This window comes from Muriventricola aceti, assembly GCF_025567565.1.
Taxonomy (GTDB): domain Bacteria; phylum Bacillota; class Clostridia; order Oscillospirales; family Oscillospiraceae; genus Lawsonibacter; species Lawsonibacter aceti.
The window spans coordinates 1-25,858 of the sequence record NZ_JAOQKF010000017.1; the positions used below are offsets into that span (position 1 = coordinate 1).

23 protein-coding genes and 2 pseudogenes are annotated in these 25,858 nt (G+C 48.7%); 3 read left to right on the forward strand and 22 right to left on the reverse strand.

Translation table 11 applies throughout. The features are described from left to right. Window positions 1-499: sporulation initiation factor Spo0A C-terminal domain-containing protein (locus OCV64_RS15045; protein WP_262670447.1), on the forward strand; the 499-nt coding region annotated here is incomplete at its 5' end. A 571-nt stretch (window positions 500-1,070) separates the two neighbouring features. Here the strand turns inward: OCV64_RS15045 and OCV64_RS15050 are convergent. The 6 genes from OCV64_RS15050 to OCV64_RS15075 all read right to left on the reverse strand — a co-directional run bounded on the left by OCV64_RS15050 (window position 1,071) and on the right by OCV64_RS15075 (window position 7,374). After that, the gene (locus OCV64_RS15050; protein WP_262670448.1) at window positions 1,071-2,267 is read right to left on the reverse strand and encodes a Zn-dependent hydrolase; all 1,197 of its coding nucleotides are present in this window, start codon (window positions 2,265-2,267) and stop codon (window positions 1,071-1,073) included. A 7-nt stretch (window positions 2,268-2,274) separates the two neighbouring features. Continuing rightward, entirely contained in the window at window positions 2,275-3,711 is a 1,437-nt protein-coding gene (locus OCV64_RS15055; RefSeq protein ID WP_262670449.1) for a dihydroorotase, read from the reverse strand. 51 nt (window positions 3,712-3,762) lie between these two features. Continuing rightward, window positions 3,763-4,401 (reverse strand): aspartate/glutamate racemase family protein, encoded by a 639-nt coding sequence (locus tag OCV64_RS15060; RefSeq protein WP_147572040.1) that lies wholly within the window; start codon window positions 4,399-4,401, stop codon window positions 3,763-3,765. A gap of 95 nt (window positions 4,402-4,496) precedes the next feature. After that, window positions 4,497-5,528 (reverse strand): TRAP transporter substrate-binding protein, encoded by a 1,032-nt coding sequence (locus OCV64_RS15065; protein ID WP_147572039.1) that lies wholly within the window; start codon window positions 5,526-5,528, stop codon window positions 4,497-4,499. A 47-nt stretch (window positions 5,529-5,575) separates the two neighbouring features. Beyond that, window positions 5,576-6,880, reverse strand: coding sequence for a TRAP transporter large permease (locus tag OCV64_RS15070; RefSeq protein WP_147572038.1), 1,305 nt, complete (start codon window positions 6,878-6,880; stop codon window positions 5,576-5,578). Further along, the gene (locus tag OCV64_RS15075; protein WP_147572037.1) at window positions 6,877-7,374 is read right to left on the reverse strand and encodes a TRAP transporter small permease; all 498 of its coding nucleotides are present in this window, start codon (window positions 7,372-7,374) and stop codon (window positions 6,877-6,879) included. Before OCV64_RS15075 ends, OCV64_RS15070 begins: the two co-directional genes overlap by 4 nt. A gap of 380 nt (window positions 7,375-7,754) precedes the next feature. Between OCV64_RS15075 and OCV64_RS15080 the strand changes: the two genes are divergently transcribed. Continuing rightward, window positions 7,755-8,522 carry an IclR family transcriptional regulator gene (locus OCV64_RS15080; protein ID WP_262670450.1) on the forward strand — a complete coding sequence of 256 codons (768 nt, stop codon included), beginning with the start codon at window positions 7,755-7,757 and terminating at the stop codon, window positions 8,520-8,522. Between the two features lie 927 nt (window positions 8,523-9,449). Here OCV64_RS15080 and OCV64_RS15085 read toward each other — a convergent pair. From OCV64_RS15085 to OCV64_RS15140, 12 genes are all read right to left on the reverse strand, one after another. Beyond that, window positions 9,450-10,727 carry an aminotransferase class I/II-fold pyridoxal phosphate-dependent enzyme gene (locus tag OCV64_RS15085; protein WP_262670451.1) on the reverse strand — a complete coding sequence of 426 codons (1,278 nt, stop codon included), beginning with the start codon at window positions 10,725-10,727 and terminating at the stop codon, window positions 9,450-9,452. Between the two features lie 115 nt (window positions 10,728-10,842). Then, on the reverse strand, window positions 10,843-11,520 hold the full coding sequence (locus OCV64_RS15090; protein WP_186852015.1) for an aspartate/glutamate racemase family protein: 678 nt from the start codon (window positions 11,518-11,520) through the stop codon (window positions 10,843-10,845). 72 nt (window positions 11,521-11,592) lie between these two features. Beyond that, window positions 11,593-12,942 (reverse strand): TRAP transporter large permease subunit, encoded by a 1,350-nt coding sequence (locus tag OCV64_RS15095; protein WP_186852014.1) that lies wholly within the window; start codon window positions 12,940-12,942, stop codon window positions 11,593-11,595. Between the two features lie 209 nt (window positions 12,943-13,151). Beyond that, window positions 13,152-13,652, reverse strand: coding sequence for a flavin reductase (locus OCV64_RS15100; protein WP_186852013.1), 501 nt, complete (start codon window positions 13,650-13,652; stop codon window positions 13,152-13,154). A gap of 146 nt (window positions 13,653-13,798) precedes the next feature. After that, window positions 13,799-14,215 carry an NADH-quinone oxidoreductase subunit I gene (locus OCV64_RS15105; protein ID WP_243200890.1) on the reverse strand — a complete coding sequence of 139 codons (417 nt, stop codon included), beginning with the start codon at window positions 14,213-14,215 and terminating at the stop codon, window positions 13,799-13,801. Between the two features lie 98 nt (window positions 14,216-14,313). Then, window positions 14,314-15,414 (reverse strand): NAD(P)/FAD-dependent oxidoreductase, encoded by a 1,101-nt coding sequence (locus OCV64_RS15110; RefSeq protein ID WP_262670452.1) that lies wholly within the window; start codon window positions 15,412-15,414, stop codon window positions 14,314-14,316. Further along, entirely contained in the window at window positions 15,407-15,736 is a 330-nt protein-coding gene (locus OCV64_RS15115; protein WP_186852010.1) for a (2Fe-2S)-binding protein, read from the reverse strand. Before OCV64_RS15115 ends, OCV64_RS15110 begins: the two co-directional genes overlap by 8 nt. Before the next feature lie 13 nt (window positions 15,737-15,749). Continuing rightward, the gene (gene dapA / locus OCV64_RS15120) at window positions 15,750-16,625 is read right to left on the reverse strand and encodes a 4-hydroxy-tetrahydrodipicolinate synthase (RefSeq protein ID WP_186852009.1); all 876 of its coding nucleotides are present in this window, start codon (window positions 16,623-16,625) and stop codon (window positions 15,750-15,752) included. Window positions 16,626-16,661: 36 nt separating this feature from the next. After that, window positions 16,662-16,946, reverse strand: coding sequence for a (2Fe-2S)-binding protein (locus OCV64_RS15125; RefSeq protein ID WP_262670453.1), 285 nt, complete (start codon window positions 16,944-16,946; stop codon window positions 16,662-16,664). 14 nt (window positions 16,947-16,960) lie between these two features. Continuing rightward, complete coding sequence (locus OCV64_RS15130; RefSeq protein WP_262670454.1) at window positions 16,961-18,136, reverse strand: NAD(P)/FAD-dependent oxidoreductase; 1,176 nt, start codon at window positions 18,134-18,136, stop codon at window positions 16,961-16,963. Window positions 18,137-18,162: 26 nt separating this feature from the next. Then, on the reverse strand, window positions 18,163-19,131 hold the full coding sequence (locus OCV64_RS15135; protein WP_262670455.1) for an amino acid kinase family protein: 969 nt from the start codon (window positions 19,129-19,131) through the stop codon (window positions 18,163-18,165). Further along, window positions 19,131-20,147 carry an aspartate-semialdehyde dehydrogenase gene (locus OCV64_RS15140; RefSeq protein WP_262670456.1) on the reverse strand — a complete coding sequence of 339 codons (1,017 nt, stop codon included), beginning with the start codon at window positions 20,145-20,147 and terminating at the stop codon, window positions 19,131-19,133. The genes OCV64_RS15135 and OCV64_RS15140 overlap by 1 nt, the downstream gene beginning before the upstream one ends. A gap of 361 nt (window positions 20,148-20,508) precedes the next feature. Between OCV64_RS15140 and OCV64_RS15145 the strand changes: the two genes are divergently transcribed. Beyond that, entirely contained in the window at window positions 20,509-21,297 is a 789-nt protein-coding gene (locus OCV64_RS15145; RefSeq protein ID WP_262670457.1) for an FCD domain-containing protein, read from the forward strand. A 698-nt stretch (window positions 21,298-21,995) separates the two neighbouring features. On the opposite strand, the pseudogene OCV64_RS15150 reads toward OCV64_RS15145, so the two are convergent. The 4 genes and pseudogenes from OCV64_RS15150 to OCV64_RS16090 form a co-directional block, all read right to left on the reverse strand. Further along, a pseudogene (locus OCV64_RS15150) lies at window positions 21,996-22,252 on the reverse strand (helix-turn-helix domain-containing protein). Between the two features lie 196 nt (window positions 22,253-22,448). Then, window positions 22,449-23,144 carry a type IV secretory system conjugative DNA transfer family protein gene (locus OCV64_RS15155; protein WP_262670458.1) on the reverse strand — a complete coding sequence of 232 codons (696 nt, stop codon included), beginning with the start codon at window positions 23,142-23,144 and terminating at the stop codon, window positions 22,449-22,451. A gap of 59 nt (window positions 23,145-23,203) precedes the next feature. Next, complete coding sequence (locus OCV64_RS15160) at window positions 23,204-23,479, reverse strand: hypothetical protein (protein WP_262670459.1); 276 nt, start codon at window positions 23,477-23,479, stop codon at window positions 23,204-23,206. Between the two features lie 7 nt (window positions 23,480-23,486). Next, window positions 23,487-25,315, reverse strand: a pseudogene (locus OCV64_RS16090) (reverse transcriptase domain-containing protein). Window positions 25,316-25,858: the final 543 nt, after the last annotated feature.

Here is a 25,858-nt window from a genome sequence, read left to right on the forward strand (position 1 = left end):
AAGTTGTGTGCAAACTTCATTCTACCATGTGGGGAAAATCACTATGGATTTTTTCTTAGGTGTCCAACTTCATTTTACAATCAACCAGATTTATTTTTTGCTCCCTGAGGACGAGCTGCCGCAGGATCAATTCGACAGAAAAGCTCTGGACATAGAGGCGCTCTTGAGGCGGTTAGGTGTTACCAGAAAGTTGACCGGCTTTCAGTATGTGTGCTACATGGTGAACCAAGTCGTAGAGGATCCCAGCCGGCTCAGTTTGATCACAAAACGGCTCTATCCAGAAACCGCCCGCCACTTTCATACCACCCGTGATAGCATCGAGTTGGCCACACGCAACGTAATTCGGGCCGTATGGGGTCAGGCGGATCACCGTCTATTGGATCACATCGCGGGAATCCATCTGGAAAAGCGGCCCAGCAACTGTGAATTTATCGATATTTTATCCAGCTTTTTAAGCCGCCCCCAAGAAGATAAGGAGATTTCATCTGCGGACAAGTAAGGATTAAAAAGCGGTATAGGATCACACGGGTACGACTGCATCGCCCACAGGTGTTTTCAGGCTCTACGGTTCTTATAAAAATAGCCACCCCAATAAGGTGGTGGCTATTTTTATAAGGTATCGCAACGGCCACTTCGGGTTTCCATCTCCATGCTCAGTACCAAATTCAAGCCCGGCACAGTGGTCTCATTCATTAAAACACCAAGAGTAAGCGGCCAACGGGAAAAAATCGAAGTCAAAACACACCGGTTCCAATTTTTCGATTTAAGTGAATCCATGCTTATGCCTTTTCTGTTTAAAAATCTTGATTGAACCTGTTTGAATGAACATCAACAGCAGTTCGAAGTTTGAAGAACAGCACGCCTTACACTAAATTTTGTTTTTTGTACTCAGCTAATGTCATAGGCTGATCTATATCAGGAAGCCTGGATTCCGTACTACAAAAAGGCTCCTACTCGATTGAAACAATGTCAAATAATTTACTTAAAATTTGGTTACATCTTTAAAAACGAAGAGAAGCGGGCGGGATGCATTGCATTCCGTCCGCTTCTCTTTGTTTGAGGGGCCGCAATTATTTGCGGTCCGTCTTATCCAGAGTAAGCACAGTTTTGAAGAGGACCTCGGCACCCAAGTCGACGTGATGGGGCTCAGTCCATTCCTTACCGTGATGGCTAATGCCATTAACACTAGGGACAAAAATCATTCCAATAGGCACGCCCTCGTGAGCCATTGGATTGGCGTCATGTCCAGCTCCACTAGGCATAATCATATGGCTGATGTTCAGCTCAGAGCAAACTTGATCAATGATTCGGACCAGCTTAGGATCGCAAGGAGTGGAGTACTTAGCCACAGTGTTCTTGAAGGTAAAGGTGCAGTTCGGTATCTCCTTGGCCGCGGCTTGAATGTCGGCGAAGAACTGGTCGGTAACAGATTTATCCATATGTCGCATCTCAAAGGTAGCCACTACCTCATTTGGGATGACATTCTCCTGACCAGGAGCCACAGACATCTTGCCTACGGTAAAGACCAGGGTATCATCTAACTCCCGGGCGCGAGCATCCGCTGCCACAATCAGTTTGGACATACCCACCAGGGCATCCTTGCGATTGGGCATCATGGTGGTCCCCGCATGGTTGCTCACACCGTTAGCCGTAACTTGGTAACGGATAACGCTGACAATGCCGTTGACCACGCCAACGTCTATATCAGCGCTGTCCAGTTTGTCGCCCTGCTCAATGTGATACTCGAGATAGCAGTCATATTTGCTGATGTCCTTTTTGGCAGCGCGGACGTCGTCCGGAGTACGGTCAAAAGTGGCGAGCTTTTCGGCATAGCCAGGCTGATCCGGATCCAACATCCCGGTAATAGCGCGGCTGCCAAAGGTACCACCCAGGATACTTGACTCTTCCATGTTGAAGCCCCAAATCTCCAGAGTATGGTCCAGGATAATATCCTGTTCCTTTAAGCGATAGACACACTCTACTGCGCCAGCGACGCCCAGCATTCCGTCGAACACGCCGCCTTTGATGACAGTATCTAGGTGTGAGCCCAAGACGATAGACTTTAGGGATGGATCCTTACCAGGCAGAATACCATGGAGGTTGCCCACTGGATCCACCTCAGTTTTCATGCCAAGGGACTCCATATGCTTCTTGATAAGCTCCAGGGCCTGGAAATAATCTTCGGAGAAACCTAGGCGGGTAATGGAACCGTCCTCATTGCGACCAATCCCACCAGCCTCCATAAGTATGTTGTTGAGTCGGCCCATTACAAGCTCATCCTTTCTTGTTAGGAGTTACCATTTGGCCCCAGCCAGCGGCACTTTCGTCCACCACGCCATTCTCCACCACTACACGTCCGCGAACCACGGTATAATCCACAGAGCAGCCTAGCCTCCAGCCCTCGAACACCTTCATAGTGTCCCGCGCCTGAGAGTAGCTGTCCTTGGCCTGGAAAGTATGCTCATGCCCCATATCTACAATAACCAAGTCAGCATCGGCTCCAGCGGAGATAGTACCTTTCTGAGGATAGATGTTGAAGCACTTAGCGGGGTTGACACACAGCAGCTCCACCACCCGTTCCATGGACACGCGGCCCTTCTTGGCCTCGGTGAGCATCAGAGGCAGGCGCAGGTCGATGCCCGGGAAACCGGCAGGGGAAAGAAAGATGTCCTTGTTACCGTTCTTATCCAGCTTATCTTTCTCAGAAACCAGATAGGGGCTGTGATCGCTGCCAATGAAGTCTACAGTGCCGTCTAGGACGTAGTCCCACAACTTCTCTACTTCTTCCTTCTTACGCAGGGCAGGGTTGCATTTAGCGTAGGCACCGAACTTTTCCACATAGCTCTCGTCCAATAGCAAGTAGTGGGGGCAGGTCTCTACAAATACCTTTTGACCCTCGGCCTTGGCCTGCTTAGCCAGCTCCATAGCCTCCCAAGAAGATACATGGACCAGTTCGATGGGGCAGCCCACATCCTTGGCAAACTTTAGCATCTTGGATATGGCCTCAATCTCCACAATGGGAGGCCGGGACAAGCAGTGAGCAATATTCTCGCCCTGGCGTCCCTCTTCGCGCAGGCGCTTGATAAATCCAGTGACCAACTCGTTGTCCTCGGCATGAGCAGCCAGGGGCAGACCGGTCTTCTTAACCTCCTGGAGCACCCGGTAGAGCTGATCATTATTCGCGCTGGTCAGGCCCTCAAACTCCTGCTCACGGCCTTCGGGGGCGTCGTGCAGAAAGGTCTTATAGGCGACGATACCGGCATGGGACAAAGGTTCAATAGCTTCGGGGTGCTGACCACCTGCGGCACCATAGAAACAGAAGTCTACGCATACACCCTTTTCATGGCGATCATTAGCTGGAGAGTCCTTACCAGTACAAATATCCAGACGATTCTGAAGAATCTCAGCCTTCCACTGGGGGGGCATAGAAATAGGGTGCTCAAAGAAGGTGGTACAGCCGCCAGCCGCAGCCGCCCGAGATCCAACCTCAAAGGTTTCACGCTCCCAGTGCCCGGGGTCACGGTAATGGACATGGGTATCGATACCGCCGGGAATTACATACTTGCCCGTCGCATCAATGGTGCGTTGTGCCTCTGGCAGGGTGCCGGACATACCAACGAGAACAAACTTCCCGTTCTTGATGCCCACATCACACTCCCGGAAGCTACCATCCACATACACCTTACCATTCTTAACTACTAAATCCAGCATAACTCTTTCCTCCTCATAAAAATTGAGTCACAATAGGATGTTTCGAGATCTTCAAAATTTGCGCTTGCACTTTTGATAGCTAACTAGCCCGGCCGCCAGAAATAGGGCACACGCTACACCGTCCAATACGGGGCAACCCAGCTCACGCTCGATATAGCCATCAGCTGTGGTGTAATTGGCACAGCCCAACACAATCACGTCTACACCAAACTCCTTGCGGGCCTCCTGTGCAGCCTTCAGTAGATCCTCTTTGTCATCGCTACGAGAAACCTTAATAGTGCGCAATAAATCGTCGCAGTGGTACTTGCGAGCCAAGGCAATCTTCTTAGAGATGGACTTGGGTCCGGGCGAAATGACGGCGTAGCCGTTGCCCATGGCGGCACCGATCTTGATGGACGCCTCGGCAATACCAACTACCGGTTTATCAGTAATTTCCCGGACCAAATCTAAATTGGGGTCGGAATGACAGGCTACTACGAAAGCGTCATAGTCCTGGCCACGGCCGCGGACGATCTCCATCATCTCCTCGCCAGAAATGGCCTGGTCCTCATAGGAAGCGACTAACTTGGGCGCCCGGGTGACATGAGTAACGTCTACTTCTACTCCGGGAAGCGCCAGGTTCTTTGCTTTCTCCGCCATCAGACGGTCAGTATTCTCATCGCTGTTCGGGTTGATGATTAGAATGCGCATGACATGATCCCTTCCTTTCCATTTTTGAAATGCGGGGCCTGATTTCCGGTGGTCCGCAAATCAGGCCCTGCATCGGTAATCATATGGGGCGAGACTCAGGCAAGATAAGCCTCATAAACGGCGGGGTCAACAGTTGCCTTAATAGCATCCCACTGGGGTTGGATGCGATCAACAAAAGCTTGGCGCTGCTCGTCGGTTAGTTCCACGATAGTACAGCCGTAATCCTGAATCTCCTGTGTCCACTCAGCCTCCTGGGACAGGGCATACTCAGTAGCGGCATCACAGCCAGCCTGGATACCTTCATCCAACAGAGTACGGTCTTCCTCGGACAAGCTCTGATAAAGGGCGTCGTTCACCAGCCACTGCTGGACCTGCTGCTGATGGTTAGTCAGCGTAATATAGGACTGCTGCTCATAGAACTTCTGGGAGTAGATCAGCTCGATTGGATTCTCCTGAGCGTCCACGGTACCTTGCTGCAAAGCGGTGTACAGCTCATTGAAGGCAAAGGGGGTGGGGGTGGCCCCTAAGGACTCCCAGCCCAAGATGTGGTACTCATTTTGCTGCACGCGGAAGGTCAGTCCTGCCAGATCCTCCGGAGAAGTAATAGCCTTGTTAGCGGTAACATCACGGAAGCCATGGATACTAAAGCCTGCCAGGTGAATACCTACGTCAGTATACTTCTCACCAATGGTCTTAATAAACTCGCCGTTGTTGGAATACTTATCCTTTACTGCATCAATATCGTCGAAGGTGAAGTACATATCGTAAACAGCAGTATCAGGAACATAGTTAACGATAACGGAGTTGGCCAGACACATCTCAATAGAACCATTCTGCACCATCTGACACAGCTCGTCGTCGCTGCCCATGGAGTTATTGGGATACACGTTGACAGTGAAGCGACCCGTGTTCTCAAGATACTCTTCCATCGCTAGGCATCCTACCTGCTGGGCAGTAGACTCGGCACCACCATGGCCGATATTAATAGTAATCTTTTCACCATTGCCACCGGCATTTCCGCTGACGTTGCCTCCAGAATTGGATGAGTTGTTGTCGTTACCTCCACAGGCGGCCAGGGACAAGGTAACACCAAACGCAAGAGACAGAGCCAATAATTTCTTTCGCATATATATTCTCCTTTCAATTTCTATTCACCGCAAAATACTGCGGGGAATCACTTAGTTGAGAGCAGAGCGGGCAGAAATTCGCTGATTTGCGGGATATAGGTAATCAACATCAGTGCAATCAGGAACATTCCTATAAAGGGCAACGCATTTTTGGCGATACGGGCGATTGGGGTCCCGGTCAGGGACTGGGCCACAAACAGATTCGTACCGATAGGGGGTGTGACAAAGCCGATGGCCAGGTTGACAGACATGATAATACCAAAGTGGACAGCACCTACGCCGTAGGACTGCACAATAGGCCAGAAGATGGGGGCCAGAATCAGAATGGCAGGCACCGTATCCATGACCATGCCGGTAAACAATAGGAATATATTAATGGCCAGCAAAACTAGGATCTTGGAGTCGATATTGCTGGTGACAATCTCAGCCAGGGTTTGGGGCACGTTCAGGATATTCAGGATGCGACCAAACACGGTGCAACAACACAGAATCAACATAACAGGAGTAGCGGTCTTGGCGGTGTCAATTAGGCAGCTTACCAGCTCCTTGAAGCGGATGGTGCGGTAAGCAAACACACCGACCAACAATGCGTATACCACGGAAATGCAGGCAGCCTCGGTGGGAGAGCAGATACCAGTATAGATGCCGCCCAGGATGATAACGGGGGCAAACAGAGCGAAGAAGCCCCGGCGAAATACTTTCCCAAAGCCCATGGCTTTCAGCGCATCAGCCTCCTCCTTAATACGCAGGCCGGAGGTGTCGTGGTGGCGAATGTAATACATCACGTACGCAATCAGGCATATGGCAATGAGGATGCCGGGGGCAAAACCAGCAATAAACAGGTCGCCCACTGAGGCCCCCGTAGCTAAGCCATAGGTGATGTATGGAATACTGGGAGGAATGATGACGCCCAGTCCGCCTGATACTGCGGTCATGGCTGTGACAAAGTCTTTGTCATAGCCCAGACGGACAAGCAGGGGGATACACATGGTGCCAATAGCGGCCACGGTGGCGGGGCCTGAACCGCAAATAGCGCCGTAAAACAGGCAGGTAATCACCACAGCGATGGGCATTCCGGCGGGACGCTCCCCAAAGAAGTAGGCGAAAAAGTTGAATAGACGGTCAGACATACCGCTGGCGGCCATAATACTAGATGAAAGCATAAACAGGGGGATGGCCAGCAACACATAGGAGTCTAAGCCGTTGACCATGGTCCGGAACACGAATTCTGAATCCGCGGTAAAACCGGAGTCCATCAGATATGGGACAAGGGAGGTCCAGCCCACGCTGAAAGCGATGGGTACGCCTAGAGCCAGAAATACTACAAAGACAAGAAAAATAATACCAATCACGTCGCATCAGCCTCCTTATCAGTGATATCGCGCTTCGTCACCCGGAGGATAATCCGCTGGATCATTCGAATTACACCCATAATCAGGCCGAAGAATAGGGAAAAATACAAAATCCAAGAAGGCATCCGCATACCAGGGGAAGTGATCCCATTGGAGTAGAAGTAATCCAGCGCACCCAGACCAGCGGGGATCATATACACCAAGAAACTCAGCGTAACTATATCCTGAATCCAGACGAACACTCGGGTTACTTGGGGCCAGAAGCTTTCGATAATGTTGACGCGAATGTGGGAAGCATTTTTGATGCCGTAGCCTATGCCGCTGAAGGTAAACCAGATAAATAGATACCGGGTACACTCTTCTGTCCACGACAAAGGGCTTTTTAACACATACCGGAAAAAAACGTGGACCGCCATAAAGACCACGACTCCGATGAGGGTGACAGACATAAGCACTTCCTCAAAGTGCTTGTCCATCCAACGCAGGACTCTCATTTACAGTTCCTCCCTTTGATATAATAGACACAATAAAGAAATGCAATTCTTTATTGTAAATAAATTATACTACAAGGTAATAAGAGCAGTCAAGAGAATTTACACGCATACGCCGCCAAAAAATCTTATCATTTAGTATAAATCAACTAATATTAACTCAATCAACATTATGTAAATTAGGGAAATCAAAATAATTCTTTCATAAAATAGTGAACAAAAATAGCAAAATTTAAAAAAAGAGCCAGGATTGGAAGAAAAATCTGGCAGGAGCAAGGTTATAGTCATAAGAGCGAAAAAACAAGTTTATATTTGCTAATTGTTTTTTGCATGATATAATAATAGTACTTCATAAATGGATGGAATGAGGAAGGAGTAAAACTATGTCGGAGAACGGCGTCGGATATATCAACTCTATTATTCGGGCTACCAACATCCTGGAGCTATATAATAAGCTAGACGTTGAATATCTTGGCTTAGCTGAAATTAGCAAGGAGCTTGACCTGCATAAAACCACAGTGTTTCGAGTGGTAAAAACGCTGGAGCATCAAGGCTGGCTACGCCAGGAAGCCCCCAATGGAAAATATAGGCTTAGCTCCAAGTTGATCACACTGGCATCCGCCATGACGCACAGCACCTCGGTTGACGATCTGATTCTTCAAGAGATGCGAGATCTACGGGATGAATACAATGAGGATGTGGTTCTCACAGGTTTGATCGATGATGTAGCAGTGTGCATGGAAAAGGTGCAATCTAACAATATGCTCAGGGTCCACTCTCGAGTTGGGCGGGCCTCAAATCTGTTCAAAGGCTCCACTGGAAAGACGTTGTTAGCCTTTTTCCCAGAGGAGAAAGCACGCAGGATACTGGATCACCATTTTTCCGACTCGGTGGAGGACCAGGAGGAGCGTAAGCACCTGGAGCAGACACTCCAACAGATCCGAGAAGATGGGTTCTGTTCCACCACCTCGGAACAGGACCCAGGCATTACATCTGTCGCAGTACCAATTTTTGACCGCGAAGGGCAAGTCCGCTACTCCCTTGCCCTTCTAGGTGAGGAAAACCGCATGTCGCAGAAGGGACTATCCAAAATGCTTGAAAGTTTGCGGCAGTCCACCCACAGGCTCGCAGAAGAGATAGACTTCTCATAATTGAGTCGATGACTGCCATATAAAATCGGGTATATAAGCAAGGGCAGGAGCCTTCACTCCTGCCCTTATTTGATAGAGTATATCTTTACAAGAAATAACAATTCTTTAAGATATACTACTGACTGACACTTATTTGAAACACATCTTTGCTTTTAACTTGTAATGTGGTAACAAAAAAGATGTAGTGGCTTTCACCAAAACCCAAATCGAGGCCCAGCCTTGGTCAGCCCACTTTTTGTCATATCCATTATGTTCCTTTCATAAATGTAAGGTTTCGTATAAACAAGTATCTCTGGAGTGATAACAAGAACTCTACATGACATGCGGCCCAGATAAGTTTGCCATCTCAGGCGGAGTTACGGAGCCAACCTGTGGATTGGAGATTCTCTCTCCTGGTATTTGCGGGAGGAGGGGCCGCTTGTACAGACAGCCATCAACAACGCCGATCTTTTTCGCTTATCTGATTGAGGTGAAGCCCGCGAGTTAGGTGATGAAAGCTCCGACCTGGAGCTCCCAAAGGATGCGGGCCAGTTCTAAGCTGAGAACACCCTCCAGTTCGATTTAGCGGCAGGAAAAGAAATTTTGCCCAAATTTTCTGTCCACTTTGAGAAATGCAAAAATCGGCAGAGAAAATTCCGGAAAAATTCGAATGCCATCTAAATCTCCCCCCATATTTTGATGGAGAAAATCTTGGCAAACAGTCGAACAAAAAAAGAGGCAGGAAATCCCTGCTGGGACCCCCCGCTTCTATTTTGAATTCTGCAGGTACCTCGTTACACCAAATTTGACCAATAACACTTGACTGTTGTCCGTATAATCTTATATTTTTCACTATATTCTTGACGGGTAGTAGTTCCCACTATTATCTGAATCTAGTTCATTACTGCAACACTACAAACGGGAGCCAATACAATACTAATTAAATGTTCATTGCTTATTCAACTTTTCCAATGCCGATAGCTTTAAGCAAACACACAGTACTGAAACTGCTTTCTTCAACTCATTTACCGAGGGGAAGGAGGGGGCAATACGGATGTTGCTATCCTGGGGGTCTTTTCCATAGGGGAAGGTGGCACCCGCATTAGTCATGGTAACACCTGCCTCTTTGCACAGTACTAATGTCCTTTTTGCAGTACCAGGCATGGCATTCAGCGACACGAAGTAACCACCTTTAGGGTGCCGCCAGGATGCGATGTTCAAGGGAGCAATCTCCTGATCCAAGGCATCCAATACACACTGAAACTTCGGCCGCAATATCTCTGCATGTTTGCGCATCAGTTCTATCATGTGCGCTTTGTCCTTCAAATACAGCACATGGCGTTGCTGATTCACTTTATCATAGCTGATGACCTGGGCATCAAGCAGTTTCTTCATATAGGTCATATTATCTTCCGAGCAGGCAAAGCAAGAGATTCCCGCACCCGGCAGAGTGATCTTGGAGGTAGAGGCAAACTCGAATACCATGTCGGGATTGCCATACGAGGCGCATAGAGTCAATATATCCGGCAATGTCTCACAACCATCTTCCAGGTCATGGATGCAGTAAGCATTGTCCCACATCAGCAGGAAGTCGGGCGCCGCAGGCTTCAGAGATGCGATACACCGAATGGTCTCTTCGGAGTAGACTATGCCATCCGGGTTTGAATATTTAGGCACCGTCCACATGCCTTTGACTGCTGGGTCCTTTACAGCGTTTTCCACCATGTCCATATCCGGTCCATTGTCAGTCATAGGAACAGTAATCAGTTCAAATCCAAAGGACTCTGTAATTTTGAAATGACGGTCGTAACCGGGAGCAGGACATAACCATTTCAATTTCTCCTCTTTGCACCATGGGCGGGAGGAGTGGAGCAGGCCGTGGGTATAGCCTTTGGCTACAGTATCATACATAAGCTGCAGACTGGCATTTCCGCCTACAAAGACTTGATCTTCTCTGCAACCCAGCACTTCGGCAAAAAGCCGCTTTGCGGCAGGTAGGCCGGTCATTTCACCGTAGTTACGCACCTCAATGCCGTCGGACAGATAGTCCTCCGGGCTTCTCATTATATCAAAAATGCCCCGGGTCAGATTCAACTGGTCTTCGCCCGGCTTCCCACGGGCCATATTTAGCTTTAAGTTCTGAGCCTTCAAATCCTCAAATTGAGCCAAAAGGTGCTGGTATTCCGCCTCGCGTTCCTCACTGGACATCTGGGGATAGGGAATCATAAAGACACATCCTCTCTTAAAATATGTTTGATATAATCTTGGTAAAGAGGGTGGATATTGAGTGGTCATATCCACCCTCTTAAACACCATTGCCGTGATGTAAAGATACAACTAGTCAGGACACACCGCTCATCACATAGTTCGCTAAAGAGACTATACTATAGACCGGAAGATGAGTCGCCATCTCTATGGCCTTGGCAAAGGGTGGCATATTAGTACATTCTAAAACGATTGCACCAATCTCCGGATGGGCGGTCTGAAAACCGACCGCAGCGTTCACCATGATCTGTTCTAACGCATCATAGTCGAAAGGGACCGCGTCAGGGGAGTCGGTAAAAACTTTTCCGAAGTCGGTTTCAGAAACGCCCCATATGACTTTTGGGATATGGTCGATCCCGACTCCATTTAGGTGCTTTTCTGTTAAATTCTTCTCATTGATAGTAATAATGCCGACCTTCTGATTGTAATTCAACATAGGATATATGAACGATGCGTTCATCAGGCTTGAGGTAAACAGAGGGATTGAAACGCTCGCAGCCAATTCCTTTTGAAAGATGGCAAGAAAACCACAACTTGTAGTGATAGCCCGGACACCCTCACGCTCTAACTCTTGAGCTGCCTGGATAAAAGGGGTCAACAGGCTAAGGTCAGTGGATAGGCAGATATTAGCAGGAGTAGCTCCGCATACGATCTTTTTCCGAATTGGAAAGGAAAAGGTAGCAGGGTTGCCAATATCTCCGTTGATTCTCGGGAAATGGGTGTCCAGCATTAAAATACCAAGTTCCTGCGACATAGTCCGCCTCCAATTACAAAAAGATAATAGGTCTGGGGTGTCACCGCTACCGTCCCTGGGAGATCCAGGTATTTAGAGGTACAGGCAAGCAAAGCCGACTGCCGCAAAATAAAGATTCTGCGGAAGTGCGTAACACATGGCCCGAATAGGATCGGCCTTCTTCTTGGTAATTCCTTCGGCCAGACCGCACTGGACAAAGATGGCCAAGTCAGCAGGAGGCATACCCTGTCCAGCCATAGCCAAGTGGGCTCCCGCTAACGCCAGCATAACTGGAGAGGTGCCAGAGGCCAATAGTACAGGGGCCATCAGTACAAAGATAGTGTTTTGAGCCGTGGTCTGGGATCCTGTTAGCATACCGACCAACATCAAGGCAAGGCCACCACCGATCTTAATGATGTGACTGTTTAGACCAGAGGCAAAATCAGTCAGGATGGCAATCTGTCCTGCATTGTAGAAAGCGCCAATCATCAAAGCGGCCGCCATTTGAACGGCGATATTGGGTAGAACAATCTTGAATGCTTTTTTGGCAACATCGGGCAAGTTCTTATGGACGGGCTTATAGAACAGTCCTACAATGGCCGCCATTAGGATATTTAGCACCATCAGGTTTGAAAGGCCACAGACCACAGGAAGCTGGCTGAGCCAAGGCAGTATGGGACCCAGAATCATGGTGGCGATGTCGATCTTAAAGCCGGTACGAAGCACAACCAGTGTAATCAAGACCATCAGGGGAATCAGTGTCTTCCATCGCTTTTTCAGAATTTCGCTGGCTTTCTCCTTTGGAATTAGATGTTCGGGAAGCACCTTTATCTTCACAAAGGTAGAGAAGTAGATACACATCAGGATTACACCGAAACCGACCGTGAAGTATGCATACTTGGAAACCTCAACAGGATCGGCGCCGACATGAGAGGACGCCAAGAAGATAGACTGGGTAACCGGGGGCATAATGGAACCCAAGCAGGCACCGCAAACCACGATACATACCGTCTGCTCAATCTTTAGGCCTAGGTCGTCCAGAGATGCGATAATCATAATACCTATCACTGTGCCGGCAGCGGTAGCGTCACCGATAAGGGAGCCAGCAAAGGTAAGGACTATAATAATACATACAACTAGTCCTTTGGGCCGTTTGCCAAACGCAGAACGGCAGACGTCCAAGACGGTGTCCAGAGTACCGATACGCATGGACATCTCTGCGTAGAAACCGCCAATCAGAATAATAAAGATGACCCAAGATTGGCGGTTCAAACCATCAACAAAATAATTGAGCCAATCTATGGGGTTAAATATACCAGCAATGAGCATTGCAACCATGCCTGTGACGGCCAGTCCGATTGGAATACTACCGCCGATGACTGGAATTTTTTTGATAAAGATGATGCCGAACAGGATTATAATAGGAATAATTACGGTATACACAGTTTCCTCCTCCAAATCAATAATAGTCTATTGGTATTATAATGGTGTTTTGTGTTCGGGGTTGGTTGCCTTGTTTTTCTCTGCTGGATTATCTGCTATCCTACAATGAAAGCGCAAAAGAAAGGCATCTATGATTTCTGGGCAATAGACAAAGGAGAACTGTTAAAATGTAAAAAGTACTGTTGCTATTTGGGCCTTATGGTTGCAGACTACTCTGACATGAACGCCTGCTCTATCTCAACGACATAAGCAGTGTGAAAATCGTGGTTAGCATACCATCTTTTGAGGATATCACTATCCAAAAAACATTTGGGATCCATCTCCTGAGCATATAGTTTTCTACAGAACAGTATAAGCTTTCCTTGTGCAAAATAGGGTGTCCCATCTTTCCAGAGTAACTCTAAGCCAGTGTTGGCAATCTTATCTTCTTGTCTACCGGAGACGCTTCCGATGTAGGAGAGTTCTTTTTTCCATGAATCATTCAAAAATGTCAATGAAAGAGTTTCGGAAGCATCAATAAACTCTTTTGTATATCTCTGGGGCCGAATGAAGAGAAAAGCAACTTTTTTCCCAAAGAGCACACCGAGACCGCCCCAGGATGCAGTCATCGTGTTCGCTACGCCGTCCCTGGCGGCGCTCACCAGCATCCAAGTATCGCCAATTAAACCAAAGACGTTTTGTGTCAGTTCTTCAGGACGAATTTTTCTCATGTTTAGACTCCTTTTGCTTGGTTAAGATTAAATAAAATTCCTATCCGCGCATTAAGATCAAACGGGGATAGGAATTTTGCTGTTCTGGCTACACCTGAAGTTCCATTTGCAACACTTACTTGTGGACCCACAGGTCCCATAAGAACTTAAAGCCGACGGATAGAGATAACCTGCTCATAGTACTCCTTAGGAAATACAGCAGTCACAACAGCGGTGCTGTGATTGGCAGGTGCATTGTTCACCCGAAGGATGATTCCGTCGCACACGACCTGGCCCTGACGGTCCACCATCTTAACCGCCTGCCCCTTTTCTGGGATAGGCAGATACTCATAGGGGAAAGAAATGGTGGCCTCGCTGCTACTGTAGGTATAGTCTCTGACACAAATAGCAAGCCCAGGGCAGCATGCGATACATATCCCGCATCCAATGCACTTATCATAGTCGATAGCAGGCAAATTTGTAATGGGATTGCCTACATGGATCGCGTCTTGAGGACAAGCAGATTCACAGGGATTACAGGGAATTTCTTCAATACACTCGATTACAGCCAAAGGTCCCTTCATGCGCTCCTCCTCAGAGGGAAACCGCCCTGCAACTTTCAATTCCTCCAGAGAAGGTGCCCCGGTCAGTTTCAGGCCACACTTTTTACAACCATTGCAATTCATCCAATCACCTCAGTTCCCTTTTTCAACATGTAGTCTTTGGAATCTTTGCGGCGCTGGCCAAAATAGCCGCATCGGAGCGCATCCAGGCTGTTCCAAACGGCATCAGACCGCTTCACCGCCTCATCAGCACTGAGATATCCCAATGCGGCGGCTGCATTAATACCCGCTAGTTTTCCTTCCTCCATAGCAGTACTGGCCTCCTCTACGCCAGCGATATCGCCCGCCACATAGATATTTTCCATTGTAGTACGCATTTCTTTGTTATGGATAGGAAGATTTCCGCCCAGCGCAGGCACAAAATCAAATTGGCACCCCGCAATCCATGCCAACTCTGTCAAGGGGGTCAGCCCAGTGGCCAGACATACTGTGTCCGCTTCCAGCATTCTTTCAGTCCCAGGAATCTGCTGGAAATGGTCATCCAAATCCACCAGCTCAACGCGCTCAACGCGTTTATCACCGAAGGCCTCTTTAATTGTAGTGGAAGTGTAGAAGGGGACGCCTGCACGGCAGACCTTGGCAGTATGAACGCCATACCCCCCCAGCTTTGGCGCAGCTTCAACAATAGCGACCACATCAGCCCCAGCCTGGAGTAGCTGATAGGAAACAATAACGCCCACATTGCCCGATCCTACCATAATGATCTTCTCACCGGGCAGCACTCGATTTACATTGATCATCGTTTGAGCGGCTCCTGCTCCCATTACACCAGGAATATCCCAGCCAGGGAAGGTAACAGCGTTTTCTGTCGCACCAGTAGCAATAATGATTTTTTCTGCCCGAACGCGCACATTTTTTTTCTTATCCCGGACGATCCAGATCTCATTGCCGTTTTCGATGCCGCACACCTCACTGTTCAGCCAGACTTCGATGCCCAGCTTCTGGGTTTCTTCCAACAGTTCGGTGCCGATGTAGTAGCCACGGGTCCCAGCATGGTGAGCCCGAGAGCCAAAGAACTTATGGATCTGCTTGAAAAGCTGACCGCCGGGACGCGCATTTTCGTCGATTAGCAAAACCTGGCAACCTGTTTTAGCTGCTTCGATTGCCGCAGAGAGTCCAGCAGGGCCGGCACCGATCACAACAAGTCTCCTATCAATCATTGCTGTTCCCCTCCTGCCACTTTCCGTTCCCAATCTGTGTTTGGATATGCATACCATCATGAACCGGGGTAATACAGGTTCGGACGTTAGGGACACCATCTACTGTCATAATACAGTCGGTGCATCTGCCAATTCCGCAGTAAATGCCCCGTGGCTTGTGGTTATGCTCGGTATAACGGAACGTAGAGATCCCCAATGCCAGTAAAGCAGCGGCAATCATTTCTCCTTCCTGAGCCTCATAAGGCGTTCCATCAACATAGATATGAACTGTTTTTCGTTCTGGCGCATTTCCCAGAATTGGATGCTCTGTAACCCTCTTCATTGGACATACCTCCTTACAGAACGCCCAGGTTCTTCATATCCTTCTTCATTGTGGCGATTACTTCGCTGGAAGCGGCGGTCAAGGGGAGACGAAGCTGGGAGCTACCAAACCCGCGAAGGTTCAAAGCGGCTTTTACGGGAATCGGGTTAGCAGTCATAAATAGGTCGTTAAACAGAGGATACAGCTTCTGATGTAGGGCAGCAGCTTTTTCCACATCGCCCTTCAGATAGCTTTTAATCATCTCATCCATCTGGGGACCGGCTATCTGAGAGGCCACACTCACGACACCGTACGCGCCAATGCTCAGGGAGGCGAGCGTCTGGGCATCTTCTCCGGTATAAACGCGGAACTCCGGATCCACGCCGCACAGAATCTCTGTCATCTGGCTAAGGTTTCCAGACGCCTCTTTGACCGCGGTGATCTTCGGGAGCTTGGAAAGTCTGATTGTGGTCTCGGCGCTCATGTTGGTACCAGTACGTCCAGGGACATTGTAGAGCATAATGGGGCTGTGTACGGTCTGCTCCACCGCCTGAAAATGAGCATACAGGGACGCCTGATTTGGCTTATTGTAGAAGGGTACGACGACCAGAAGGCCATCTACACCGCAAGCCTCCGCGGCAAGGCAGTTCTCGATTGTTGTCGTAGTATTATTGGTCCCTACGCCAGCAATAACAGGAACATTGGTTTCCTTCTTGACCAGACGAAACAGCTCCATCTTTTCATCAGCAGTGACAGTGGGACCCTCCCCGGTAGTTCCAGCGACCAAAATAGCAGTAGTACCCTCTTTTACCAACTGACGGGCCAATCTGGCAGTCGCATCAAAATCGATCTTATGGTCCTCCTTCATCGGAGTCGCCATTGCAGTAATCAATCTTCCCCAATCATTCATTCTCAATTACACTCCTTTATTATTCTTAGCTGTACCTTATTTAGAGGGCGCACTGTCATCGGTGGTAAAGATTTCCGATTTTACCGGACGGACTGGCGAGCGGTAGGTAGACGGCTCGATCTCAGAGAGCGGCTTTCCTGTTTTTTCTGCCAAGATTCTCTCTACCAGCCTCCGGCAAGTACGTCCTTGGCACAGTCCCATACCCGCATGGGTGAACCGCTTCAACTCGTTCATGGTGGTAGCACCCATCTCAATGGCCCTCTCGATCTCACCACGGGTGACCTCTTGGCACCGACAGACGATCTCGTCTTTGCTATCCATTATTGTATCCTCCTTTAGCTTTCTTTGCCAAACCGCCGCAGATTTAGCTGGTCAAAACGAGCATCCTGATTTCGACCAAGCACCATATCAGCCATGGTCTTACCCATAATCGGAGTCAGAGCCACACCGTCGCCCTCATGGCCAGCGACAATAAAGAATCCTGGTAGGCCGTCGACTGGGCCAACAATGGAATTGCCGTCTGCGCTATAAGGCCGGAAGCCAGCTATGGTCCGAATAATATTTACGTTATTTAGCACAGGGAAGTACTCTTTTGCCTGTTGGATAATGGTTGCGATTGCCCGGACAGAGGTTGTTTTGTCGTATCCAGCATCCTCACGGGTGCTGCCAATGAGGTAGTTGCCTTCATGTGTCTGGGTAAAGGAGAAACCAAGACCGATTTCTTTGGCATAGGGGCCGCGGTCTGGCATCAGGGACTTATCAATCTTGGAGGCAATGTAAGACGAAGTCCAGACGTTGGTCTTGCCAAGGGCAGGAATTTGTTCTGTAATAGCAAGCTGGCCTTTCCGGGGACGGATAGGGACATTGATTCCTACAAGGGCACCGATCTGACTGGCCCAGGCCCCCGCGGCATTTACCACAGCGTCACACTCAACTGTTTCGCCCGCTCCTGTAGAGACAAACCAGTGGCCGCCCTTATTATCCAAGGCAGTGACCTCCTGGCCTCTCAAAATCTCTACCCCTCGTCGGCCAGCCTGATAGACCAGCGCCCGCATCATACGAAGCGGATCTACCTGCGAGTCCTCCGCACTATATGTAGAGGCAACAATATCAGCACGTACATGGGGCTGGTAGGTCTTTAGTGTCTTTTTGTCAATGATATCGACCTTCAGACCATAGCTCTGCTGCTGCTTTACGTAGTCCTCCATAACCCGCAACTGACGATCATCCTCAATCAAAACTGTTCCGCCCCGGCTCTGAAATCCCAGGTCATATTCCAACTCATCGGACAAACCACGGTACATTTCCAGACTCTCCATAGCCAAAGTAAGCGCGATGCCAGGCTTCTTTGACTGAAGAAGGATCATATCGTCGCAGGCGCCCGATGCGCCTGCTCCAATCTCCTTTTTCTCAAGGACAACAACAGATCTCCCGGCTTTTGACAGGTAATAGGCTGTACTTAAGCCCATCAACCCGCCTCCAATCACGCAGACATCTTTTTTAATGTTCACTGTATCTCCTCCTACTCCAAATCATATCATGTATAATTTTGATAGATCGCACGGATTACATCCTGGGCCCTAGCTTCATCTGTACTAAACTGCACTAAACGGCCACCATCTGCTGTCTCTTTCTCTGAAATAAATGTACAGTGCTCCGGTATGATACAGGAAACTTCTACGCCGCGTGAGAGATAACTAATGATTCTTTCGCCATCGCCGCAATCAGCACCTGCGATCCCGATGAGGCCAGTAATCGGCTTTTGAACAGGCCCAATGCGAGTTCCCGCCTGATTATTGAATGTGGACTTCACCCAAAGTGTGATTCTCTTTTCCTTAGCAACCCGGACCGCTCGGGGATGGACCACCTTAGATCCGCACTCAGCTAGCAGGAGGCAGTCCTCATAACTGATTTCCGGCAAATACCGAACATCGTTAATTATTCTGGGATCCGTCACAGCCACACCAGGAACATCTGTATAAATCTGGACCTCCCTAGCCTTTAAAAAGCCCCCAATCGCTACAGCAGAGGTATCGCTTCCCCCGCGTCCTAATGTGGTAATCTCATTTCCTGGGGAAACGCCTTGGAAGCCGGTAATAACCGGAACGCGGCCTTTTTGCAGAATATCCATGACTTTTCTGGTATCCATACCTGAAATTTCGGCAGATCCATACTCACTACCACTCCAAATATTCGCAGTAAAGGCGTTCATTGGCCATGCAGGGATCTCAAGTTCTTCTAATGTTTGGGCGAATATGCAGGCGGAAATGGTCTCTCCACAGCTTGCCAGCATATCCTGGGTATGTACAGGGGCACGCTGTCGGTCCATTAGATCCAACAGAGTATCCGTAGCATAGGGATCTCCGCGGCGTCCCATAGCAGAAACGACGACTACTGTATCGCAGCCCTGGCGGCGCAGTTCACCGATATGTCTGGCTGCGGCACGCCGACCTGCTTCCGCGGCCACGGAGGTACCTCCAAATTTTAAGACGACTATGGGTTTCATCAAATCAACTCCATTTTGATCATGGTCTCAGCGATTTGGACGGCATTCAAGGCGGCGCCTTTTCTCACTTGATCTCCACAGCACCAGAAGGTAAGACCATTCCCCGTACTGGAGATATCCTCACGGATGCGTCCTACAAAAATCAGGTCCTGATTAGCGGTATCTACCGGCATGGGGTATTCGTTATTCTCTGGGCGGTCCACTACTTTCAGACCAGGTGCCTTATTCAGAACTTCGCGGGCCTGATCCGGAGTAATAGGACGCTCAGTTTCGATAGTGATAGACTCAGAGTGGCTACGGACCACAGGGACACGCGCACAGGTGCAGTTTACCATCAGTTCAGGAAGCCCCAGGATCTTTCGGCCTTCTCGAAACATCTTCATTTCTTCGTGAGTATATGCATTCTCCTCAAAATAGTCGATATGAGGAATGAGATTAAAGGCAATCTGGTGTGCAAAGACCTTGGGTGCGATTGGCTTGTTGTCCAGAACGTTACGGCTTTGGTCCTTCAACTCGCCAATGCCCGCAATTCCGGCGCCGGAAACAGCTTGATAAGTAGAAGCGATAATCCGCTTTAGTCCCGCAAACTCATGCAACGGCTTCAGAGGTACCATCGCAATAATCGTGGAGCAATTCGGGTTGGCAATGATACCCTTATGCTGGCGGAGTACCTCCGGGTTGACCTCAGGAACAACCAGAGGAACTTCTGGATCCATTCGCCAAGTAGAGGAATTATCGATCACGATAGCGCCGTTTTTCACAGCCTCAGGGGCCAGTTTTTTGCTGACGTTGTCGGAGACGGCAAACAGTGCGATATCCACTTCTTTAAATGCATTGGGTTCTGAAAGCTCGACAGAAACCTCTTTTCCGCAGAACTTAACGGTCTTTCCGACATTCTCTGCAATATCCAGAAGTTTGAGCTTCTTGATGGGGAACTGTCTGCTCTCCAGGATGCTCAGCATCTCCTGACCGACTGCACCCAGTGCGCCAGTAACCGCCACACAGTATTCTTTCATAATTGGTTGCACTCCTTTTAGTCAAATTCTATTAACTTTTTATTTGCTTTCCAATAAACTACTCATCTTATGATTAGTGATTATATATGATTTAATCTATTTTATCAATAGCTCCGAAAAATTTTTTAGATTCCCCGATAAGATTAAGCATAACAAACAAAAAAAGCCAACAAAATTCTCTCTTTTGCCAAAAGTCTTTCTAAATAAAAACATAGAAAAACCGCATTTTCTATGTTATACTTTTAAATCAATACGCATATGCAGTTTTCGTGATGGGCTCCAAAGCAAGAAATACAAAGTACAATGTAGATACCAGGCTCATTATATTTAATCAGTAAGAAGATTGAGAGGAGATACTAGTTTGGATTACGCTTTGAACGATAAGATGGTTGCCATCTTAGAAATCATAGATAAATCCCCTGGTCCTATGGGTTCCTGGGCACTATCAGAGCGTTTGAAAGAAAAGGGGATCTATACCAGCTCAGCTACAGTTGGCCGTCTACTCAATTCATTGGAATGTGCTGGATATCTTGAAAAGGTCACCAATACCGGACGTTCGATTACGGATGCAGGCAGAAAAAAACTCAGCTCTTTTTATTTTTCGGACCATATGAATAACCAAAAACAGGTCCTAGAATCTGTGGTTATGAAACAGGATTTAGCCAATTTCATATCTGTTCTTCAGGCCCGTCGGGCAATTGAACGGGAAACAGCCCGGCTCGCAGCAAAAAATATCACGGATATAGAACTTAACCGGCTGCAATCCATCTTGGATAATGTTGCACACCACAGCGAGAACCTGGAGTATATCGCGCAGGGCGATGTAGAATTCCACACAGGAATCGCCTATGCTTCCCGCAATGAGATTCTGGCCAGCCTATACTCCATGCTTTTTCCCTATGGGCAGCAAACATCTACTTTTGCCAATATTCGAAAAAAATTTGATTATTCCACCACACACCAAGACATTTTGAATGCACTCAAAGCCCACGACTCCGTACGTGCGGAAAATGTAATGGTACAGCACATTGAGAGTATGATTGAGGGATTAAATACATATTGGGATCATTTTTCAACAGAACAGAAAGATAGTGAACTGGGGGATACTCCAACGTTGATCAATACACTTTCTACTCCTCATATTGACTAAGTAAAACACGGATGTTAGATAGATTACCATGGCGTCGGCAGTTTCTGCTCCGCTTGTAACAATTGCGGCCATGCAATCATCATCTAAAAATGATGAGAAAATTGTGATGCTCGTATGAATCAGAATCCAGGCCATGAGGCTTAAATCTAAATCTTGTACGATACGCTCTATCCGCTTGTTTACAGATAAAGAAGGTTTGCTATATAGAAACAATCAACATTTACACCTTTGGATTTAATAACATAATGTATAATTTTTTTAGCCCAGTTTTCTTGTGTTTCTGGCGATGCCTTTGAAAATTTCGGACACCCGTCCCGTTTAAAACAGGTTCCACTGATTTTGTGAAGTTCAGCACAAGGTGCTAGGTATCAAATCTGTTTACTTCCAACATATTTGGATTCTTTCTTAGGGCTTATATTTCTCCAGGCGAATACCGCTTGGAACAAATTTAGCAGTTATTTTCCACCCATCCCCATGGCCTCCGTCCTATTTTGTACGATGATTTCGACCTTTGTCAAGGCAGTGTCTACAGTATTTGCTCTTTTGTCAGAGTGCCGTCCTTTTTATGGGCACCATTTTTAAGTTTTTCTCTGTCTTAGTCTCCCCTTAGAGTTGGACGTTCTGGCAGGTTCACCATGAACCCGCCCTCGGTCCACCGCCAGGGCGAAGTCCCCCCCTGGTGGTGGACTTTTTTCTGTTCACAGTAGCCGATATAGATTGGAGCTGAGGCTCCCATTCTCCCGCCAGCGCAGCTCTCTGGCAATCAATCCAGCTCTTGTAGAGATCGTCCAGTGTCCGCTTGACCGTGGAGCGGGAAAGACCCAGTTCAGCGTCTATGGTCCGGATCCCCCGGTCAGCGCCGGTCCTCACTGTCGGCGTAATCTTTGAGATACATATAGACCGCTCTGGCCCTGTGGTTCAGGTCGGAATGGTAGATGTTCTGAAAATAAGCCATACGGACATAGGCTTTTCTGCCTATTTAGGTGTCTCCTGGCTGTGATGGTCTGCTAAAGAATCGGCCTGATGTCCTCGTGTGGCAGCCGCTTTGCTGGCTCCCAGCGCCGCATCGCCTGCCTTAGGCATCCGCACATGATGTCGGCGCATGATGGCAAGCTCCAGCTCCTTCTTGTTGGCATAAGCAACGGGACGGGCTACTTCTCAGGGATGCTGTATAGCTTCCCCCATTCCAGGGGCAGACGCAGACGGGTCCTCATGAGGTGAGTGCTGGCTTTCATGACGATGAAGCGGCCCTTGGGGATGGACTTCATTTCATCAGGAGTCATAAGGGGACGCTCCATCATCTGGATCATCTGCCTCGGGTCACTTTTCCCCTTTCTAATGTACCCGCTCATAACGGTGCGGCTGCCCAGCGCCTTGGACAGTACCTCGGCTTGTCTGGAAGTTGGGGACGAAACCGCCGAAAATCGTATCCTGCACGTTGTCCTGAATGATCTCTGTCCCTTCACGACCATAGTTTTTTCCATCTGTGCGAGGGACTGGATGATGGGGACAAGAGTCAGCTTCCAGAATCGTCCCGCGCAGAACAGGGGCAGAATGTCAAAGGTGGGCATAGTACCCAGCTCATCGCAGAAGAGGACCACCCGGTTTTTCAGCTTCCTGCTATTTTCGTCCTCCACAGAGAACGGCTCACGGGAGAGCGTCTGGATCATGAGGTCCGTCATAAAATTTTTGCTGGGATTTTCTTCCGGAAGAATCAAAAAGATGGCAGACTTCTTCGAGGCGAAATCTTCGGTGTTGATGACGCTGCCAAAACAGAGGACCTGCTCCAGCTCCAAGTCCAGGAAGGCGTTGAGACGGGAGAGGACGGTAGACATGACGCAATTCATGGACCGCTCCGCAGTGGTCGGGGCCGCTCCGGCAAACTACCTGGCTTTGTGGGTGTCCGTCAGTTTATCCATGAGGATGTTTTCCCCTTGGTCTTGCTGGGGGACAGTAGATCCCGCACCAGCTTGAACACGCTGACGATGTGCCTCCTCCCCCGCAGGTCTTTTTCTGTTGGCGGCAGATGCTCCGCTAGCAGAAGGATGACAGTGGTAAGCACCCCCTCCACCGCATCGTAATGGGATAAGCGTCCCCGCGCCTTTCTGCGTTTCCGCAGGAGGTTTCGGGTCCGCTCTCCCCCGAACCGGACGTACACCTCTCGGCGTATCCGGCTCTCCATCTACCCTCTAAGTGATTTGATTATGGATTTTGTCGAAGCAGCTTTTACATACGGCAAGAGATTTCCGCCGCATTTTCTTCATCAATCTATCCCACTCGGTGTTGTCCGTCAGGTCTTTCATTTTCCTGACATGGTACATGCGGATGTCCTTGGCCGACTGTCCACACAGTTCGCAGACGCCCCGTTTGATACGGGCGGCATTGCTGTTGGGATTGCTGTATTTCCGTCCGTATTCCGGCAATGCGTCGGCATCCAGATGCACTTCCTTGATCCGCTTGAAGCCGCTATGATAAAATTCACACCACTTAGGCCCCTTTTTCGTCTGGTAAGGGACTGAGAATATCCCGTTGCGTGAATATTTATCAATCATTTTGCTCACGGTGGAGCGGTACTTGCAGGCAAAGGTTTTGTACATGCTGTACTCCATAATATGTGCGAACTTGCCAAGTACAGATACGTTGTGCGCCAACTGGTAGTAGTGGTACAAGCCCCTGATTTCCGCATTGAACTTGCTTATGATTTCAATATCAGAATGATTGATGAGTTTGCCTCGATGTATCGTTTTCCATGTTTCTTTCCCGTTTTCATCCAGCTTGATTTTGAAAGCATGGTATTCCAGCAGTTTTCCCATCCACTTTTCTTTTGGGACATACAGCATGACGCGCCCGCTGAACTCCCGCTTCGCAACCCCCTGTTCGTTGTATTTGATGCTGTTGCTGCGGGAAATGCAGATATCATATCCCAGGAACCGGGCGAAGTCAGAGGAGTGGGTAACCTTCGTCTTTTCCTCAGACAACTCCAATTTCAGGGTTTCCGCTAAGAAGTTTTTAACATCTGCCTTGATTTGTTCCGCGTCCTGCCTGCTTCCGATGACACTGATGATGAAGTCATCCGCGTACTGGCAGTAATGCAGGCATTTGTAGCTGCTGTTGCAATTTGCATAGTAGGGGTGGGCGAACATCTCGTTTTTCGCTTTGCGAAGCTGGTAGTCCATTTCTGCTTTTCTTCCGGCGTCGCTGTTTCCCACTTGGGCGCGAAAGACTTTTTCATCTTGTGATATTGTCCTCTTGCTCTGGTGTAGCCGCTGTCTGCCTTTCGATTTTTCGATGAGCCTACATCGAAGCAGCTTTTGTACTGCACCATAAAGCAATCCAGCTTATCCAGATAGATGTTAGCAAGAATAGGGCTTACGCCGCTTCCCTGGGGTGTGCCGGAATAAGTTCTGTGGTATTGCCACTGTTCCATATATCCGGCTCGGAGGAATTTCCAGACGAGGGCGAGGAAATATTCGTCCTCAATCCGTTCACGCAGGATGTTCACCATAACATGATGGTCAAAACTGTCGAAACACGCTTTGATGTCTCCCTCGATAAACCACACCGCTCCTTTGAAGTTGATATCAATGTGCTTGAGCGCGGTGTGGCAGCTCTTTTTGGGCCGAAACCCGTGGGAGTCGGAGGAGAAATTGGGTTCGTAGATACTTTCAAAAATCATACGGACAACTTCCTGCACCAGCTTGTCGCTCGCGGAGGGAATGCCCAGCGGCCTTTTTTTGTCGCTGTTTTTCTTGGCAATGTATTCCCTCCTTGCGGGGTGGGGTTGATAACTGTGGTCTTTGAGTGACGCGATGATTTTTTGGATGCGCTCGTCACTCATACCATCAATGGTCTCGCCGTCCGCTCCCGGCGTCATATTACCCTGCCCGGCGCAGATGTTGTTGTAGGCAAGATAATAGAATTCAGGATTGTAAAGATTACGGTAAAGTCTTTGAAAACGGTAGGATTTGTCGCGGGATTTTTCACTTAGAGTTTTCAATACTTCTGTTGGATTTCTCAACGTCTCCACGTCCTTCCTAAAAAATATTGAAAGTAGACTGCCCTCCTTCGCCATGTAAGCGGTATTACCGTCTCAGACTACTATGAGGGCTGTGTTTCCATATCAGATTTTCAGCGGCGTTCCGCATAGCCGCCTGTGCGGCACTCTGACTTAGGAAATCTCCGTTTAGACCTGTTTGGATATTAGCGTATCGTGTTGTCGGATAGGACGTTCGCCATTTACCGCTTCCTGCGGCTGGCCGCACCCGAGTATCCAGCGTTGGCACTACTCCTAAATACCTCCGCCGGGTGCGTACAACAAGTTATAACCGCCGTATGCTGTGAACAACGCTAAGTTCTGCCTCTGGCTGTCCTTTAGGCAATTCAGCTTTTATCCTCATACACGAAATTTCATCTTGGCACTGTGGCGCCGGGCGTAATCCCGGCCCTAAGTCGCAGTCCGAGCGGTTGGACTGACTTGTGCCTTTCCCGGCATGCTGCACTCCCCTTTGGGTTTCCCCGCAGGATAAGCCGGTTGATGATAGGCTGCATTTCACGTTTTGTT

Coding starts and splice junctions, on each gene's coding strand:
- OCV64_RS15050 (WP_262670448.1), bottom strand. CDS start 2,267: ATGGGCCGACTCAACAACATACTTATGGAGGCTGGTGGGATTGGTCGC.
- OCV64_RS15055 (WP_262670449.1), bottom strand. CDS start 3,711: ATGCTGGATTTAGTAGTTAAGAATGGTAAGGTGTATGTGGATGGTAGC.
- OCV64_RS15060 (WP_147572040.1), bottom strand. CDS start 4,401: ATGCGCATTCTAATCATCAACCCGAACAGCGATGAGAATACTGACCGT.
- OCV64_RS15065 (WP_147572039.1), bottom strand. CDS start 5,528: ATGCGAAAGAAATTATTGGCTCTGTCTCTTGCGTTTGGTGTTACCTTG.
- OCV64_RS15075 (WP_147572037.1), bottom strand. CDS start 7,374: ATGAGAGTCCTGCGTTGGATGGACAAGCACTTTGAGGAAGTGCTTATG.
- OCV64_RS15080 (WP_262670450.1), top strand. CDS start 7,755: ATGTCGGAGAACGGCGTCGGATATATCAACTCTATTATTCGGGCTACC.
- OCV64_RS15085 (WP_262670451.1), bottom strand. CDS start 10,727: ATGATTCCCTATCCCCAGATGTCCAGTGAGGAACGCGAGGCGGAATAC.
- OCV64_RS15090 (WP_186852015.1), bottom strand. CDS start 11,520: ATGTCGCAGGAACTTGGTATTTTAATGCTGGACACCCATTTCCCGAGA.
- OCV64_RS15100 (WP_186852013.1), bottom strand. CDS start 13,652: ATGAGAAAAATTCGTCCTGAAGAACTGACACAAAACGTCTTTGGTTTA.
- OCV64_RS15105 (WP_243200890.1), bottom strand. CDS start 14,215: ATGAAGGGACCTTTGGCTGTAATCGAGTGTATTGAAGAAATTCCCTGT.
- OCV64_RS15110 (WP_262670452.1), bottom strand. CDS start 15,414: ATGATTGATAGGAGACTTGTTGTGATCGGTGCCGGCCCTGCTGGACTC.
- OCV64_RS15115 (WP_186852010.1), bottom strand. CDS start 15,736: ATGAAGAGGGTTACAGAGCATCCAATTCTGGGAAATGCGCCAGAACGA.
- dapA (WP_186852009.1), bottom strand. CDS start 16,625: ATGAATGATTGGGGAAGATTGATTACTGCAATGGCGACTCCGATGAAG.
- OCV64_RS15125 (WP_262670453.1), bottom strand. CDS start 16,946: ATGGATAGCAAAGACGAGATCGTCTGTCGGTGCCAAGAGGTCACCCGT.
- OCV64_RS15135 (WP_262670455.1), bottom strand. CDS start 19,131: ATGAAACCCATAGTCGTCTTAAAATTTGGAGGTACCTCCGTGGCCGCG.
- OCV64_RS15140 (WP_262670456.1), bottom strand. CDS start 20,147: ATGAAAGAATACTGTGTGGCGGTTACTGGCGCACTGGGTGCAGTCGGT.
- OCV64_RS15155 (WP_262670458.1), bottom strand. CDS start 23,144: ATGAATTGCGTCATGTCTACCGTCCTCTCCCGTCTCAACGCCTTCCTG.
- OCV64_RS15160 (WP_262670459.1), bottom strand. CDS start 23,479: ATGGAGAGCCGGATACGCCGAGAGGTGTACGTCCGGTTCGGGGGAGAG.